This is a genomic window from Desulfogranum japonicum DSM 18378, from assembly GCF_000429945.1.
Lineage (GTDB): Bacteria > Desulfobacterota > Desulfobulbia > Desulfobulbales > Desulfobulbaceae > Desulfogranum > Desulfogranum japonicum.
This window is the reverse complement of sequence record NZ_AUCV01000019.1, coordinates 101,538-118,543: the sequence shown is the minus strand read 5'-3', so window position 1 is coordinate 118,543 and position 17,006 is coordinate 101,538. Positions and strand designations below refer to the sequence as shown.

14 protein-coding genes are annotated in these 17,006 nt (G+C 44.6%); 10 read left to right on the top strand and 4 right to left on the bottom strand.

Going from position 1 to position 17,006, the window contains the following annotated elements; translation table 11 throughout:
- Nucleotides 1–917: 917 nt before the first annotated feature.
- From G493_RS0110450 to G493_RS33825, 7 genes are all read left to right on the top strand, one after another.
- Nucleotides 918–1,196, top strand: a complete 279-nt coding sequence (locus G493_RS0110450) for a hypothetical protein (RefSeq protein WP_028580337.1) — start codon at nt 918–920, stop codon at nt 1,194–1,196.
- A gap of 159 nt (nt 1,197–1,355) precedes the next feature.
- Entirely contained in the window at nt 1,356–1,889 is a 534-nt protein-coding gene (locus tag G493_RS0110445) for a tetratricopeptide repeat protein (RefSeq protein WP_028580336.1), read from the top strand.
- A 295-nt stretch (nt 1,890–2,184) separates the two neighbouring features.
- On the top strand, nt 2,185–5,724 hold the full coding sequence (locus G493_RS0110435) for a hypothetical protein (protein ID WP_028580335.1): 3,540 nt from the start codon (nt 2,185–2,187) through the stop codon (nt 5,722–5,724).
- Nucleotides 5,725–6,645: 921 nt separating this feature from the next.
- Nucleotides 6,646–6,897, top strand: coding sequence for a type II toxin-antitoxin system Phd/YefM family antitoxin (locus G493_RS0110430; protein WP_028580334.1), 252 nt, complete (start codon nt 6,646–6,648; stop codon nt 6,895–6,897).
- Nucleotides 6,894–7,319 carry a type II toxin-antitoxin system VapC family toxin gene (locus tag G493_RS0110425; RefSeq protein ID WP_028580333.1) on the top strand — a complete coding sequence of 142 codons (426 nt, stop codon included), beginning with the start codon at nt 6,894–6,896 and terminating at the stop codon, nt 7,317–7,319. The genes G493_RS0110430 and G493_RS0110425 overlap by 4 nt, the downstream gene beginning before the upstream one ends.
- Nucleotides 7,320–8,546: 1,227 nt before the next feature.
- Nucleotides 8,547–9,056: a DUF6398 domain-containing protein gene (locus G493_RS0110420; RefSeq protein WP_028580332.1), complete on the top strand. Its 510-nt coding sequence runs from the start codon at nt 8,547–8,549 to the stop codon at nt 9,054–9,056.
- Between the two features lie 242 nt (nt 9,057–9,298).
- Nucleotides 9,299–9,646, top strand: coding sequence for a hypothetical protein (locus tag G493_RS33825; protein ID WP_028580331.1), 348 nt, complete (start codon nt 9,299–9,301; stop codon nt 9,644–9,646).
- 641 nt (nt 9,647–10,287) lie between these two features.
- Here G493_RS33825 and G493_RS0110405 read toward each other — a convergent pair.
- Together G493_RS0110405 and G493_RS0110400 are read right to left on the bottom strand one after the other, a co-directional pair.
- Nucleotides 10,288–11,136, bottom strand: a complete 849-nt coding sequence (locus G493_RS0110405) for a hypothetical protein (RefSeq protein ID WP_028580330.1) — start codon at nt 11,134–11,136, stop codon at nt 10,288–10,290.
- Between the two features lie 139 nt (nt 11,137–11,275).
- A complete protein-coding gene (locus tag G493_RS0110400) occupies nt 11,276–12,514 on the bottom strand; it encodes a permease (RefSeq protein ID WP_028580329.1) in 1,239 nt (412 codons plus the stop codon).
- Between the two features lie 321 nt (nt 12,515–12,835).
- Between G493_RS0110400 and G493_RS0110395 the strand changes: the two genes are divergently transcribed.
- Together G493_RS0110395 and G493_RS0110390 are read left to right on the top strand one after the other, a co-directional pair.
- Nucleotides 12,836–13,090: a hypothetical protein gene (locus G493_RS0110395; protein ID WP_028580328.1), complete on the top strand. Its 255-nt coding sequence runs from the start codon at nt 12,836–12,838 to the stop codon at nt 13,088–13,090.
- 123 nt (nt 13,091–13,213) lie between these two features.
- The gene (locus G493_RS0110390) at nt 13,214–13,399 is read left to right on the top strand and encodes a hypothetical protein (protein WP_153306476.1); all 186 of its coding nucleotides are present in this window, start codon (nt 13,214–13,216) and stop codon (nt 13,397–13,399) included.
- A 529-nt stretch (nt 13,400–13,928) separates the two neighbouring features.
- Here the strand turns inward: G493_RS0110390 and G493_RS0110385 are convergent.
- On the bottom strand, nt 13,929–14,555 hold the full coding sequence (locus G493_RS0110385; protein ID WP_028580326.1) for a response regulator: 627 nt from the start codon (nt 14,553–14,555) through the stop codon (nt 13,929–13,931).
- Nucleotides 14,556–15,105: 550 nt separating this feature from the next.
- Between G493_RS0110385 and G493_RS28785 the strand changes: the two genes are divergently transcribed.
- A complete protein-coding gene (locus tag G493_RS28785) occupies nt 15,106–16,593 on the top strand; it encodes a sigma-54-dependent transcriptional regulator (protein ID WP_051309208.1) in 1,488 nt (495 codons plus the stop codon).
- A gap of 114 nt (nt 16,594–16,707) precedes the next feature.
- Here G493_RS28785 and G493_RS0110370 read toward each other — a convergent pair whose 3' ends face one another.
- Complete coding sequence (locus G493_RS0110370; RefSeq protein ID WP_028580325.1) at nt 16,708–16,998, bottom strand: sll1863 family stress response protein; 291 nt, start codon at nt 16,996–16,998, stop codon at nt 16,708–16,710.
- Between the last annotated feature and the right edge of the window lie 8 nt (nt 16,999–17,006).

Sequence of the window (17,006 nt, the reverse complement as noted above, 5' to 3'; positions counted from 1 at the left end):
TCGTACCTCGCTTACCTGCACTCCAGCTTCCTTCAGACGAACCCTCGCGAGATCGCCCTTGCTTTCGGCTAGTATTTATGTTCCTGTCATCTCGACAGTAACAGGGTTTACATACAGGGGACTTGCACCCCATTAGATCACGCCCATGCCGGGCGTACACCAATTGTTCCACTGGACCCGCAAACAGCGCGGGCCAGTGAACGCTACGTTGGTGCGCTAGGCGCAGCTTGGCACTTCTTATATGGTGCCCTGCAGTGATCATGCAGGTAGTCCGTATCGGGCAAGGCCTAGCCAGCAGCCCGTACCGAGTGTTGCGTGACTGGCGGAACCGACCTATCGGTGAACAACAGTTGCGAAGCGTACACAGGGAACAGTGAAGGTCGCAGGGGAGATGTACCTCCCTGAAGCAATTGAGCCTCGTAAGAGTATCGAGCAGTTGGCGACGGTTTTAACGTGCCGGAAGCCAGAACAGAGGAATCGTCATGGCAAGATTCCCGAGGGGCTGCCGGGGTCAGAGAGCGTGGCATGTACTGAGAGAAGTGTCAGGAACCTGGGAGACCCTTCCACCTCCTCACAGATGAGGTAGGGCAGTCTAACGGGTAAATGAAGTGAAGGGAGTCAGATCATCTCATAGTACTCTGAGACGGTAACGCCGGTTACATGGGGAAGGGGATGACGGTATTGCGTAGCCCGCAAAGGAAATTTTTACGGAAAAGAAAGGCCGAATACTGCAAGCAAACCTCACTGAGGGGAACAGCAAAGAGAGTGTATATACTCTTGTACGAAGCGAGCAATATCGAGGAGCCTTGTGCGGGAAAACCGCACGCAGGAATTTGCGAGGGGGTGGTCGGGTAACTGGCCGTCCTACCTCGATTATTTTGAAATATAAAACATAGGTGGAAAATGAAACTATTTTCATGAAAAATGAAATACTTAAAATACTTGCTATATTATATTTTGCTGCTACCATAGCTGTTTGGTGTGTTTGCGCCTATTTGGTTATAAAAATAATTAAAAACAGAAAAGAAAATGTACATCTTTGGTTTGATACATATTTAAATCCATTTATTTTGATTTTCTTAAGTTCAAAACTGAATGAAAAAGGGATTAAATATAGAAATAAATTGTTCATATTTGCGACAATATTTACAGTATTGGTTCCTTTTTCTATTTTTTGGGCTGAAGTAATAAAGTAATATATAGTATAATAATCGCATCAAAGGGACGGCAAAAACTCGGCGGTAATTTTAAGAATCATACTACGCTCCAAGGTCTTAGATCATTCGAAGTCAATTTCCACGCAGCCTTGCCGCCCATAATGCAAACGTTATGTCCCCCCCCCAAAAAAAAATACAATGCCCATAGAAAGTAAATCACAATGGAAGAAACTTCTCGCAAATGCCCACCAAGGTGACGCTGAAGCGCAATGGGAAGTAGGTTTTTACTATGATGAAGGTTTGGTAAATCAATCAGGCCAAATAATAGTAAAGCCAAAGCCTAAAAAAGCTTTCAGATGGTTTCTCCTTTCCGCAGAACAAGGAAATGAAGGTTCCCAATTAGCGTTGGCAAATGCTTTGAGCACTGGTGTAGGAACAAAACGTGATTTTGGCAAAGCAATTTTTTGGGCAAAAAAAGCAGTAAAAAAAGGTTCCTTTGCTGCTGCTCATAATCTTGGTTCAATTTATAGAGACCTCGAAAAGCCAAAATTGTCTTTTACCTGGTACAATAAATCTGTCCAAATGGGTGATTATGATTCTCTTTTAGAGGTCGGGTTGTGTCATTTGTTTGGTTATGGAACGAAACAAAACTTTGATTTTGCAAGAAAATTAGCACTTGTGATCCTTCGAAAACGTGTCCAAGAACAAGAGAAAATGCTTTATACTGGCTAAGTCTCATGAATTTGCTTTCCCTTTCTAAGGGAAAGAAATCAATAAAAAAAGTGAGAAAGCTTTTAGAAGAAGCAAATAGAGATGATGACCATGAACAAGCCAATGAGATACTAAACCTTATTGGTAAAACCAAATATATAAAGACATAACGAGGCGCTCCAGTGGATTTGCTGAGGTCGGCGGTTTTTTAAAGTATAGTGCTTCTAAGTTTTTCAATTGTTATACGAGCATCTTGCTATTAATCCGCAAACCACTGAGCTCCACGTTAGGCATGAGAATCCGGGGGAAGCCGTAGATGGCTAAGAAGAAAAAACTAAGCAATCCATTCTCCACCGGGGGTGGCGGCGTCCATTTTGAAGCGCATGTCCAAGCGTCCTTTGTCGCGCTGATGCTTACCGGTGGGCACGCTCCCTGTCTTCCCTGCTGGCCTATTGCCGAAATCAAACTTCAAGGCAAGATTGACGGCTTTGATACAGACGACCTTGTTGTTGTCGTAGAAAACGTGAACAGCAAGGAGCGGCGTAAACTTCTCGGGCAGGTCAAGCACTCCATCGCCATCACGCAGGGCAGCACCCTATTTGGGGAGGTGATGCAGGCCGCCTGGAATGATTTCAAAAATCCTAAGGTGTTCACACGAGATAAGGATATTATTGCCCTGATCACAGGACCGCTCAGCGCAACCGATGCGCACAACGTGCAATGGTTGCTAAACCAGGCGAGGCACACCAAAAACGTTGATGAGTTTTTCAGAAATGTCCAGCAATCGAATTTCAGCCCACCCAAGAGTGCCGAGAAACTGGAGGTCATTCAGTACCACCTAAAAGCAGCAAACGGTGGCAACGATGTTTCAAGGGAAGAACTCTATGACTTCCTGAACAACTTTCATCTGCTTGGTTACGATCTTGGTAACGAGTTCGGTGTTGTCCTGTCTCTGCTGCATTCCCATATTTCCCAATTCCAGCAGCGGCATCAGCAGTGGGTCTGGTCACGTGTTGTCGATATTGTACAAACATGGAATCAAGATGCTGGTACGATCACGCCCGGCAAGTTTCCGGACGACCTTCTGGAAGCATTTAAGCAAAAGGCCGTAGCGGAAATGCCCGAAGAATTCAAGGCGGTACAGGAGAAACCTAAAACCGATTGGACCCAGCACCCGGACGCCACCTATCTGGCCTTGGCGGTTTTGATCGGCTCTTGGCGAGACAAAAGTCAATGTGATCTTGAGGCGATAACCCAACTTCTCGACATCAGTTATGACGAGTGGTTAAGGAAGGCGCGGGAAATATTACACTGCCCTGACAGTCCGTTGTCTCTCAGAAACGGCATCTGGAAAGTTGTTAATCGAGCCAAGCTTTGGAGCCTACTGGGAACACGCATCTTTGATCAGAACCTCGATACGTTTAAATCGCTTGCTGTTTCTGTACTAAAAGAACCAGACCCCGCTTTTGAACTGCCCGCCGAAGAACGTTATGCGGCAAACATTCATGGTAAGGTGCTGAATTGTTCACACGTGTTGCGAAAAGGTATTGCCGAGGGCTTGGCCATTCTGGGTAGCCAACCGGAGGCGTGTGCTAACTGCTCGCAAGGAAAAGCTGAAGCAACCTGCATATTGGTGATACGTGAACTTCTGACCGATGCTGACTGGATTTTGTGGGGCAGCCTGAACGGTTTGCTGCCTACTCTGGCCGAAGCTGCCCTAGGTGAATTTCTTGATGCTGTCGAGAAAGCGATGCGTCTGACACCCTGTCCTTTTGATGAGCTTTTCTCCCAGGAAGGCAACGGCATCACCGGAGGCAATTATTTAACCGGCCTGCTCTGGGCGTTGGAAGGGCTGGCTTGGGATGAACAATATCTGGTTCGTGTCTGTGTTGCGCTTGGTGAACTTGCCAGCCATGACCCCGGCGGTCAGTGGGCAAATCGTCCATCCAATTCGCTTGCAACCATTTTGCTGCCCTGGCTTCCGCAAACGCTGGCATCTATTGACAAACGTAAGGTGGCGGTGCGGACGATACTTAATGAATGGCCGGATATCGCCTGGAATCTGATCATTCAACTGCTGCCCGGTCAACACCAGATCTCCTCTGGATCGCACAAACCAAGCTGGCGCAAAACCATCCCCGATGATTGGGAAAAAGGGGTTACTCATCAAGAATACTGGCAGCAGGCATCTTTTTACGCGGAACTTGCGGTGGTTGCCGCTGGTCAAGATCCCGCTCGGCTTTCCGCATTGATTGATCATTTTGATAACCTGCCAGAACCCTCTTTTGATCAGCTTCTCCAGGCTCTTGCCTCCCAACCCATTATTGAACTATCAGAAGAGCAACGACTTTCGATTTGGGACCATCTCACGAAATTCACAAATAGGCACCGACGATTCTCCGATGCGAATTGGGCCTTGCCCGACGAACTGATTACCCGCATTGAACAAGTTGCCGAGCAACTCGCCCCAACTAACCCGTTCAATTTATATCAGCACCTTTTTTCAGATCGTGACTTTGAACTCTACGAAGAGAACGGCGACTGGGAGGAGCAGCGAAAGAAACTCGACACCCGGCGCGAAACAGCCATTTCGGAAATCTTTCAGCGAGATGGCGCAGAAGGTGTTGTCCGATTTGCCGAATCTGTTGCTTCACCCGGTCAGGTTGGGCAGGCGCTTGGCGTTCTTGCCGATTCAGTCATTGAGCAAACCCTTTTGCCTCCATTCCTGGATTCAGCGGACAATAAGCACAAAGCATTGGTGAGTGGTTTTATCTGGCGGCGTTACCATCTCGAAGGCTGGGAGTGGAGTGACAACCTGGATAAATCAGATTGGACGCCCGAGCAAGTAGGACAATTCCTGGTTTGTTTGCCTTTTGCAAAAGAAACATGGGATCGCGCTTCCCAATGGCTTCAGGCGCACGAGAATGAATATTGGACCCGCACCGGCGCGAATGCCTATCAGGCCGATGGCGATCTTGCCATTGCGATTGAGAAACTAATTGAACATGGCAGACCACACGCGGCAATTAACTGCCTGGACAGGATGCGCCATGCCAAGCAGCCAATTGATAGTGATCAATGCGTTCGAGCGTTGCTTGCCGCGCTTTCCTCGAGTGAGCCCAGCTACGCCATGGACGGGTACCACATGGTCGAACTGATCAAGTTTCTTCAGGAAGAGCCTTCGGTGAATCAGGACGACCTTTTTAGAGTCGAGTGGGCTTATGTTCCCTTGCTTGATCGTCATAGAGGTGCCGCCCCCCAACTCCTTGAAAGCAGACTGGCCAATGACCCAGAGTTCTTTTGCGAGGCAATTCGACTGATCTACCGATCCAAAAACGAAGATCAGCCGTCTAGAGAGCCAACCGAGGAATCAAAGGCAATCGCAACAAATGCCTGGCGGCTCCTGTATGAGTGGAAGACACCGCCGGGAACACAAAAAGATGGAAAGTTCAGTGAAGAGCACTTCAGTGAATGGCTCCAAAAGGTAAAGGAAATATGTTCTGAATCCGGCCACCTGGAAGTTGCACTCATCAATATTGGCGAAGTATTGATTCATACCCCAACCGATCCAGGCGGCTTATGGATACACCGCACTGTCGCTGCCGCACTGAATGACCGCGAAGCTGATGACATGCGCGACGGTTTCAGGACAGGGACATACAACTCGCGGGGAATTCATGTCGTTGACCCAACCGGAAAACCGGAGAGAGAACTGGCTGAACAGTTCCGAAATAAAGCCGAGGAAGTAGAGAACGCAGGGTTTCAACGATTTGCCGTTACCTTGAGAGGTTTAGCGGACAGCTACGACCGCGAGGCTGAACGGATAATTAACGATCACAAAGACCGGGAAGACTAGTAATCTAAACGTCTAACAACCGCATAAACTCGGACTGGCTATTTCGCTGCGCTCCATTGCCAGCCGGTTATGCGAAGCGTTGTCGACTCCGCTGCGCGGACTCGACAATGGCCGAGCTGAGCGGAATCCGCTCAAGCGCTTGGTAATCGCTTCGCTGCGCTACGCGACAACCAATCACTCGAGCGGACGATTTTACCGTGATAATCAGTCCGCAAGCGGCCCATTATCACGGCAAAATCGCCGCTCAGCTCGGCCATTAGTGCGTCAGGCGCAGCTTGGCGCTTCTTGCAGGGTGACCTGCTATAAAGCAGGAAGTCCCTGTCGGGCAAATCCTAGCCAGCAGCCCGTACCGAGTGTTGCGCGACTCGCGGAGCCATTTGGCGAACAACAGTCGTGAAGCGTACACAGGGAACATTGCAGGCCGCATGGGAGACGTACCTCCCTTAAGCAATTCAGCCTCGTCAGAGTAAAATGCAGTTGGCGACGATTTTAACGTATCGGAAGCCAGAACAAAGGAATCGTTACGGCAAGATTCTGGAGGAACTGCCGGGGTCATAGAGCGTGGCATGTAATGAGAGAAGTGTCAGGAACCCGGAGTTTACGCTTACCTGGGAGGCCCTTTTATCTCCTCTCAAAACTGAGGTAAGATGTATCAACCACAAGAAGAGCATCTGATGGGTAAAAGGGAGTCAGATCATTCCATAGTACTCTGAGACGGTAGGGCCGATCACATGGGGAAGGGAATGACAGTAGTATGTAGCCCGCATAAGGAAACATATGCAGATAAGATTTGCGAGAGGATGGTCGGGTAACTGGCCGTTCTACCTCGATTCCTTTTTGAAAACATATCCATGCCCTTCCATTGACTTTTAGACAGAAAATGACTAGACTGACTAGTGTAAAGTCAAAATAGGAGGTGTTATGAATACATCATGGAAATTACAGGATGCAAAAGCAAAATTCAGCCAAGTCGTAGATGATGCTTTAAAGGTTGGTCCTCAATATGTAACCCGCAGAGGGCAAGAAGCTGTAGTCATACTATCCGTAAAGGAATACAAAAAAATTACGTCAAAGAAACCACCTCTCAAAGAGTTTCTCCTAAACTGTCCAAAAATCGACAGTGACTTTGAATTTAAAAGGCAAAGAGATTACTCAAAAGGTGTTGAATTTTGAACTACTTATTAGATACTTGCGTTATATCAGAACTTGTTCGGCCTACCCCAGATGAAAATGTTATAAATTGGTTAAACCAAACGCCCAGTGAAAGATTATTTTTATCAGTCATCACTATTGGAGAAATACGTAAAGGAATTACAAAACTTCCTGACTCCCAAAAGAAGAATCAACTCATTGATTGGCTAAACACTCTACTCGAAAATTATGAATCACGAATCTTCCCAATCAATTTAATCGTTGCAGAAACTTGGGGAAATATACAAGGCCACGCTGAAACAAGAGGGACACCTCTTGCTTCCGTGGATAGTTTAATTGCAGCTATTGCTCTTACAAATAACCTCATAATTGTAACAAGAAATGAAAGTGATTTTACTGCAAGTAATGCCACCATTTTAAATCCCTGGAAGATTATAGGGTAACCAGGCGCTCAACAACGCTCCGTTGCACTACGCTCGGACCCGGCAAACAATGCCGGGCCGGTTAGCTCTACGTTGGTGCGCCAGGCGTAGCTTGGCGCTTTTTGCAGGGTGCCCCTATAAGTGTGAAATCCCTTGTCGGGCAAAGCCTAGCCAGCAGCCCGTACCGAGTGTTGCGCGACTCGCGGAGCCATTTGGCGAATAAAGATCGTGAAGCGTACACAGGGAACATTGCAGGCCGCAGGGGAGACGTACCTCCCCCTTAAGCAATTCAGCCTCGTCAGAGTATAATGCAGTTGGCGACTATGTTAACGTATCTGAAGCCAGAACAAAGGAATCGTAGTGGCAAGATTCCCAGGATCTGCCGGGGGCCAAGAGAGTGGCATGTAGTGAGAGAAGCATTAAGAACTGGGGAGACTCTTCCACCTCCTCGATAGTCAGGGGTAGGGCAGTACAATCGCCAAAAGGCTGTCCAACGGGTAAATGAAGTGAAGGGAGTCAGATCATCTCATAGTACTCTGAGACGGTAACGCCGATTACATGGGGAAGGGGATGACGGTATTGCGTAGCCCTCAAAGGAAATTTGTACGGATAAGAAAGGCCGAATACTGCAAGCAAACCTCACTGAGGGGAACAGCAAAGAGAGTGTATATATACTCTTGTACGAAGCGAGCAATATCGAGGAGCCTTGTGCGGGAAAACCGCACGCAGGGATCTATAAGGGGGGTGGTCGAGTAACTGGCCGTCCTACCTCGATGCCCTCGTCCTCGTAACGTTTGGCTATTTTGCTGTTCCCGTGAAACCTTATCGCAGAAAGAAGCATGATGAGCCGTGGCCACCTTTGTTCGTGCGCCTTGAGTGTCTGGCGGTAGATGACAAATTTCCCAGGGCGCACCGGCAGCGGAACGAGTGTATTTACCGCACCACGAAAGCGCATTTCGGTCGCGCTTCACGCCACCTATTTCGTTCCCATGTCACTCTGTGGGAGGATGTTTTCTTGATGATCTTGTCGTAATTCAATCAAATGGCTCCGATGATCTCCATTTTTTCTATCCTATGTTCATAAAAAGATGAGCCCCAAAATTACACACGTAAAACTTGACACGATATGGCATCTCTGGGGTATGATCACGAGATGTGAATTGGGATTTTTGGTGAAATGTTGAACACAGAACAGAGGTCCACGTTTGTAAAGGTAATCTCTGGCTGAAGCTAAACGAGGAGGAAAGGATGGCACACAGGACACACTCGGAAAACGTTCCGGCAGCGATGCGTGATATCTATACGCAAATTGTCGGATTAACCGATACGTTTTCGTCGGAGTATCTCACACCGGAATACGCGCAACTTATCCGATACGCGACAGCAGCCTTGTGTCGAAAACGGCCGTCACCTCTTCTGAAGGGCAAGGCCAATACCTGGGCGTGTGGCATTACGCATGCGATAGGATTCGTGAATTTTCTGTTTGATCGGAGCCAAGAGCCATCAATGAGCGCCACCGATCTCTACGCAGCCTTTGGTGTTGGTAAAAGTACCGGAGGAGCCAAATCAAAAATTGTACGTGACCTGCTCGATATGTATCAGCTTGACCCAAATTGGTGCCTCCCAAGCAAGCTTGATGAGAATTCAAGAGCATGGATGATTACGGTGAATGGATTCATTCTTGATGCCCGCTCTGCTCCGCGTAACATCCAGGAAGCCGCGTATGCCAAAGGACTTATCCCGTACATCCCCGAGTAAATCTCTGATGTATGGAAGATATGATGGAATGGGTTAATTCACGATGATACGATTTGTTAATCATAGTTATTACAGGAAGTTATGGCGATTTGAGGGCTAATAAAAAAATGGTGCCGCCCCTACCCGCGCTCGCGAATTTTAGTATAATTGCCCGCCATAAACGTTTCGTGGCAATTCGGGCTTCATCCTGCCGCTCAGGGCGTGGGTGGGCCGCACATATTGGGCGTTAACTGTAAAAAAATATGATCGTCAAACTTGTCAAAAATATTTCAGAAGAGGATCGATTTATAATTAAAGATCTGAAAATAGGAAAAGACTATGAAGTGATTGGAATCGAAGCAGACGATTATAGGATAATTTGTGATACTGATAAAGAACCTTACCTGTATCCTTTTGATTGTTTTAAAATTGTAGATGATACAAAACCCTCTTTCTGGGTCACAGAGTTCGGTGAAGATGGAGAAGAATATTCTTGCCCTATAAAATGGAATCAGGTTGGTTTCTTTGAAGATTACTTCGATGAAGTTAAAGAGGTAAAAGAACAATTCTGGGCCGATTATAAAAAATTCTACAATAATAACAGCAATTAACAAACGTTCATCGTTCCGGGATAAATCCGAAACCATGGGATGTGACTAATCACTGAAATTGGTTGTTGTTACCTAGCGGGTGAGGGAGGTAACTCCCAAATCCCGCCTGTCCAAAGCTGAGCCGGCAGAACAGTAGTGAAACCTGAGGGCCAACCCGGTAACGGGAGTTCGAAGCCAGGTGAATCAAGAATACAGGGTCTGTATTGAGCCCCGAAACATGTATAGTTGTGGTCCTGAGGATAAGTCATTATTCTTCACACAGTGCTTGATGATTGGTTTGGGAAGGAGGTGCAGCCGAGGTTGAGCCGGCGCAGCTTTATAGTGCTTTCTGTCGATGATTTCATCATTGGCAGCAATCCTTACCTTGCAGGCTTACAGGTATCCTCAAGTTGTACTTTGCGGGAAAACTCTCATCGTGGTCTATGTAGTTCAACTCCACGTTCATGTCGACGTCGTTGCCATGAATCGCGGTGCTGACTGCGTCAAGCACAGTGAACACCGCAACCAAGCTACGTTTGCTTGCACTCTACGGCGCTGGTCAGCACCACGATTAGGTACCAAAAATATTAGGAAGATATAGATGCAAACAGATTCTAAAAAACACGGCTCCTCGCTTTATCAATGATCCCTGAGTTCAGGTATCAATCTGAAAATTCAGGATAATGCTTAGTGATGCAATCCGGGCAAATACTGTGACTAAAATTGGCATCTGAATGGTTTTGAATATAGACTTCGACTTGATTCCAATATCCTTCGTCGTCTCGAATTTTCTTGCAGAATGAGCATATTGGAAAGATTCCTCTAAGAACGGTAACTTCTCTTAGAGCTTGCTGAAGGGTATCTATGGTTTGTTTAAGTTCAATCAGAATCGGATTGGTGACTCTAAAAAAAAGACTCACCCCAAATACGATAAAAATCATGGCTAGCAAACCAGTAATGCCTGCAGCTCTATAAAACGGAGTTCTTACTTCTGATAGATCTATTTTTGCTACAATCCCAAGGTTTAGTTCATTTACAGGTTCATGAGCTGCAATAACTGTCTCTCCTCTATAATCAAGACCAATTACCACACCTGATTTACCAGATAGTGCCAAGCGCATAGGCTCAGCGAATGTAGATTTCCAGGGAACAGGTTTAGGGTTATCAAGATCATAATGACGATGGTTGAGCAAAAAAACAATTTGTTGTTTTTGTTTTTCCGCAAGAGTAAATTCTCCGGTGATTCCAAACCCTTGGTAATTAGAGTGAGCGTTCTTAATCTGTTGAAGCGTAGCCTGTTTGGGGCCAAGCGGGTAGGCATTGCTATATTTTTTGTCAAAGTTGGCGACTGCTTCGATTAATCGTGCCTGGCTTTTAGCCGTTTCAGAAAGTCTTATAGTTTCCTCTTTGATGGCAGTTCTATACAATATACCTATAGATGTCATCGTGGTAACAATAACCAAAAACGACATTATTGTGATCAATAATAAAACTCTCTTTTTTGGATTCAATTCATTCTCTCCTTCTTAAGGGAATGCGTAACTACTGGAGGCACGGGTGAATTTATACTTATTGCCAGTTGGTTATGAGTGTTTCCGGTGAGTTGCAAATACATTCAACGGCTTCATTGAAGTCTACGCAACTCGTGGGTTAGAGTATAATAATGGGAAGGGAAATTCCCCCTACTATCCATATAAAAGCTGCAAACACGGAGAATTTGAAGATATATGTGCTTATCTGGATTGCATCATGCTCTTTATGTTCATGATGTTTATAATCAGTATTTTTTTTTGTCGACCACCAGATCCAGGAAAGAAACGCCGAAATACCGAGAAACAATATGTTAAGATAAAACCCATAGTTAATCGCAAAATGATTTCGATTGACCAACGTGTCCGTTCCTGTCGGGTGTGGTAATATATTAAGCCCGGCAAGGGAATAGTGCAGGAGCAGGGAAACTATAATCAAGCCACTGAGAAGCATAGCAAGTATATAAAAGGCCATTTTCCATCCATAATATTTTGCATTGATTCGCAGCACGGGGAACACTACGAGATCGGAAAAAATAAAGGCCATTACACCGGCAAAACTGACTCCATTGTCATAGAGGAGCGCAGCCAGCGGGATATTGCCCATTGATCCGATAAAGGTGAAAAATGCCACAACTGGACCGATCAAAGCCTGGAAAAAGATAGCCCCGAAGCTTGGATTTTCTGCTTGGCTGCCTCCTGTCCCGATAAAAAGGTGTGTGAAAAAAGTATCAGGAACAAAAGCAGCTATAATGCCGGCAATAGTGAACCCGATCAAGACGTCTTTCCAGACCATCTGCCACTCCATCACATAGGTTGTTCCGATTTCACTCCATCCGGACCAACTTGACACTTTTTCTTTCCAGTCCTCTCCTTTATTATCAGTGGATGTATGCTCGCTATCCAGTTTTTCTCTTGCATTTTGTATAAGCGTATTTGGATAAAAAAATCGTATGAAGAGCCAGGCAAACAAAATTAGGAGGATTCCTCCAAGATACTCACCTACAACAAATTGCCAACTCAGAAAAAGGGCAATGATTATCCCTAATTCTATTACCAGGTTCGTAGATGCCAGCATGAATGCCATAGCAGGTGCCAGACCGGCACCTTTTTGAAAAAGTGCCCGTGTGGTTGAAAGGGCAGCAAAACTGCATGAAGAAGACACGAACCCAAAAAAGGCGCCAAGGATCATACTTTTGGGGCCGGCTATTCCCATCATTCGCTGCATTCTTTGCTTGGTAACAAGCACCTGTATCAGGCTTGAAACAAAGTATCCAAGAGCAAAAGCCCACAATGCCATCCAAAAAAGACCTAGACTTATCATAGACGCATGGTGCCACAATTCAAAAAAGATTTTCATGTTTCACCTGTATGTTTAGTGGATTGTTATTGCTGTTTTAATATTTGTACCTGTCACTATTCACGTAAGTCAACATAGATTGCTCTCTTGCTATCAATTGCATTGTCCTAAAAAAGTACGCAGAAGGCTGCTTAAACAGATAGTACATCACCCTAATGAATAAAAACATGCAGTTTTTATTCCCGGATAGAATGCGTAGAGGTATTATTTTTTTCTTTTAGGGAAAAAAATAGGTGGGCTTGTGTAAGAACGGTATGATATTTGCTTTTTGTGTAATAGAGGATGTCTATTTTCTGTTAATAGCAAGTAAGAGGTACGATTATGCATGACAAGCAAGAATTATGTGAAAAAATTATTGCATTATATCCTGAAATTGGTCAATGCGGCATAGATGTCAACGTGAGTTTTGATCATAGTAAGAATGTTTGGATTGTTGACCTGAAAAAAGATAAGCATGAACTCAAGCACTATCTTGAAATACCTGATGCTGACCAGTGTATGAATGGTAAACAGTGTGTTTCTTTAGGGCTTGAAATTGTGCAATTAAAGAAAAATGTCCAAGGAAAACAGTTCTAAATACATGCTTTTATATATCCTAAATATAGTAGCTAGCTCTATTAGAGCGTAGCACACTCTTTAACAGGTAATATGTTGTCATTCTATATGGTTAATGAAAATATACACTGGGATGGAGGGGTAATGGATAGATCAAAAGAAATTTTGTATGATACTTTTAGAAATATTGACTCTATGATTCGAAACAAAAGAAGAAGCATCGATGCAGATACATCAGAGACTGATAAGGGAGCTTCTTATCAGAAGTTTGAAAAAGAAGCAAATATTCATACGGATAGAAAAAATAATGAAATAGATCAACATCTGTAGCCCGCTTTATCCATTATTTTTTAAATAACTGTTACCACACTGAATTCAAATGGTTTGTCAGACCCGTTTACAAAATCTTTTTTTAGAAACATTCGCATACGGCCTCTTTGATGGGCAAGCAAATTTTACAGCATCTGCTTTGCTGCCCGACAGTTGCAGTCGGTCACTCTGACTGCAACTGTCTGGTGGCTTGAATATGATGCAAAATAATCCCTAAGAAATGTAGGTTAGTGGACAGGCAAGATAGGGGCACGTTCTAAGGGGTCTCAGAAAACATGTTACAAGGAGTACTTTGAACAGCTATGTTGCTAGAAGACTTCCGGCAAAGTTGGATTTGTCCAGTTTTGTTGGTTCGTAACCTTGTAAGACATGATGCTGCTTCGCAACTATGTAAAGCATGTCTTACGCGTAACATATTGTAAATATATCATATTGTATTGTTTTTGGTAAGAAAAGGTTATGCAATCTCATAATGTAGTGGTTGGCTGAGAGGTGACCACAAATGATATGCCGCTCGCATCTGCCTTCTTTACTGTCGCTTTTTGCTTGGATGCTTTATTTTGGCGGCAAAATTTGCAGTACACTCAGGGCAGACAGTACTCCCAGAATTTGTTTGTATGGTACGCTGATACAATTCGTCAATATGTATCCAACTCTTTTCAGCAGTTTGTATTTTTTTACAGCTTACGCAGGCATTCAAAACTGTTTCCAACCTATTAATGTGTTCAAGTGCCAGGGTGAGACCATTTAACAGATCTTCTTTGCTTTGTAAGATAGCAACTCTTTCTACGGAATGGGTAATAGATTTACAGAGAAAAGAAGGAGAAATATTTTTCCATTCTATATAGTCTTGGGCTCCAAGCCGAACACATTGAAGTGCAACTCCCTCATCCATATCATCGGAAATGACGATTATTGCCGATTGTGGCGATGCTCGATGTAGCTGCCGAATTGTATTTAATCCTTTAGAGTCAGGCAAAAAAAGCCCAGCCAGTACCACATCAAAATCGTACGTGTCCAACAAAGATAATGCATCTTGCAAAGTGCCTGCCTCTTGTATTCCGTCATTTTTTACCTTTTTCTGTAAGAGGCTATTTTTTATCAGGAGGAGTTCATCGGCTTGATCTACTGCAATTAATATTGATAATGCATGCATGCATAACCTATTCGTATGGAATTGACAGGTAAGAATCGAAAAAATAATATCCGATCTTGTACATCTATCGGCTCATCCGCCTCGACGAACCATTGAGGCAGCCGATGTGGTTGAGGGGATATACTATGTGTCTTTTTCTCGCGATTATTTTTCGCGTCCCTCAATTGTATTTCCAATAAACACCCATGCAAAAAATATTCTCAAATTCCTGAGAAATATCCTTTCTCCTCTTTACAGCCCTATTGCTATTGAACATTCAGCTGCCAGTCTTTGTACCAGATAATTTCATTTGTGCAGAGCTGATAGCTCATGTACGGGTATACCTTGCAACTGCTACCTCTTTTTTTATCCTGGAATGTTGTATAGACTCTGGTAGTAGATATATATTTGTGGTAAAATTTTTTCCATGCTTGAAATTTAATCAAGCATGGAACCATTGGCGCCATTCACCCAACTACACCAATATCCTCGCTATGTTGGGAAGTGTATTATTTTTTACAATCCTAAGTGCCTTTGCATGTCAAAATTCCACGGTTAATACTACGGATATATGGCAAACACTCAACCGCTTGCATCTGTGCTGCTAATCGATAGCGACCAGCAACTGTCTACATCTCTTCTAGACAGTCTGGAGAGTAGCAGCCTCACCACCACACACGTATTAACTTTACAGGAAGGGGTTGTAGAAAACAGTACTAATGGATATGAAATCGTAATACTACGGGACCGTCTCTCTGATGGTTTGGCCAGCGAAGCCATTGCGGACCTGCAGGCATGTGAAAACGCACCAGAGCTTATTATATTTACCACAAGTGGAGATCCCAAGGAAGCTGCGAAAGCTCTCAAAGCAGGAGTCTGGGATTACATCATCGATCCTTTTCCAGATAAAACACTGCCAAGCATTGCACATAGAGCTCTACGTTACCGTAATAATAAGGTTGAATCTACAGTGCAACGTCTTACAGCTATGAGCTCTGACCTACGGCGTAATGGGATTATTGGTGGAAGCAAGATAATGCAAAACTGTGTCGATCTTACCGTGCGTATCGCAGAGTCGGATGCAAACGTTTTGATCGATGGTGAATCAGGGACCGGCAAAGAGCTCTTTGCTGCAACTATCCATAATTTGAGCGCGCGGGCCGAAAATAACTTCGCTATTGTGGACTGCGCTGCGCTTCCATCCGCTCTCGCGGAAAGTATTCTCTTCGGCCATTCCAAAGGGGCTTTTACCGGCGCAGATAAAGAACAGCCTGGACTCATACCACAAGCACACCGTGGTACTCTTTTTCTTGATGAGATCGGCGAACTGCCACTTGATATACAAAAAAAATTCCTGCGCATTATTCAGGAGCGTACTTATTTACCAATTGGAACAACCAAAGAGAAAAAAATCGATTTCAGATTGATAGCCGCAACGAATAAAGATTTACAGGCAATGATAGACGAAGGTACCTTCAGAGAAGATCTGCTTTTTCGAATTAAAACATTCCATCTGGCTCTTCCTTCCCTGAGGAGTAGAGTGGCAGATATTGCAGAGCTTGCTTACCATTGTCGAGACAAGTTCTGCAAACGTGAAAAAATAAAGAAAAAAACATTCTCTCCTGATTACTTGCTCGTACTCACTCGCTACGATTGGCCAGGAAACGTGAGGGAGCTCTTTCAGGCAGTTGAGCGCTCGATTATCGATGCGCGCGAGAGCTCGATATTGTATCCTATACACCTTCCCCCTGCTATACGAATACAGGTTGCCCATAAAAAGCTCTGGCAGAACCAGAAAGAGGAAACTCCTCAAAAACGGAAGGTTAGAGGGCAGAAAACTGAAGATGCTTTGCCCAGTCTAAAACAATCGCGCGAAAAAGCGGTTTTTTCACAAGAGAAAATCTACCTTAAAAAGCTACTCTCCCTTACAAATGGAGATATTAAGAAATGCTGCCATATTGCAGCAGTTTCCAGATCTCGGTTGTATGGTCTTTTAAAAAAACATGAGCTCTCTGCAAGAGACTACGCACCGGGGGATGATATTTGTCGCAAAAGATGACTCTTGGGAGACTTTCACTGTTGCTTTTTTAGCCCTCAAGAAATAAATGTGCCTGAGTGGTATTGGGTACAATATTCTAATAGGTGGAATAACGTATTTGTATCTTTGGAAATCCTATTTGAGAAAACGGGATACCGCTGAGTCCAGAGCTGTATTCATGGCTTCCCACGCCAAATCAATACCGTTTTTCATATCTTCCCAGGCGTCTTCACTACTATTACTCAGCTCATGGATTTGCTTTTCAATGTTAGCCCGCTTTTGTTTCAGCATATCAATCTGTTGCTGCAACTTTATCCGGGAATCCGCTTCGATTTTGTTTGCTTCCATAGTCAGCCGGTCAATTTCGAGATTCCACTCGTCGATTTTGTTATGCAGTGCTTGGGTGTATTCCTGACGTGATTTCATGTGTTTTA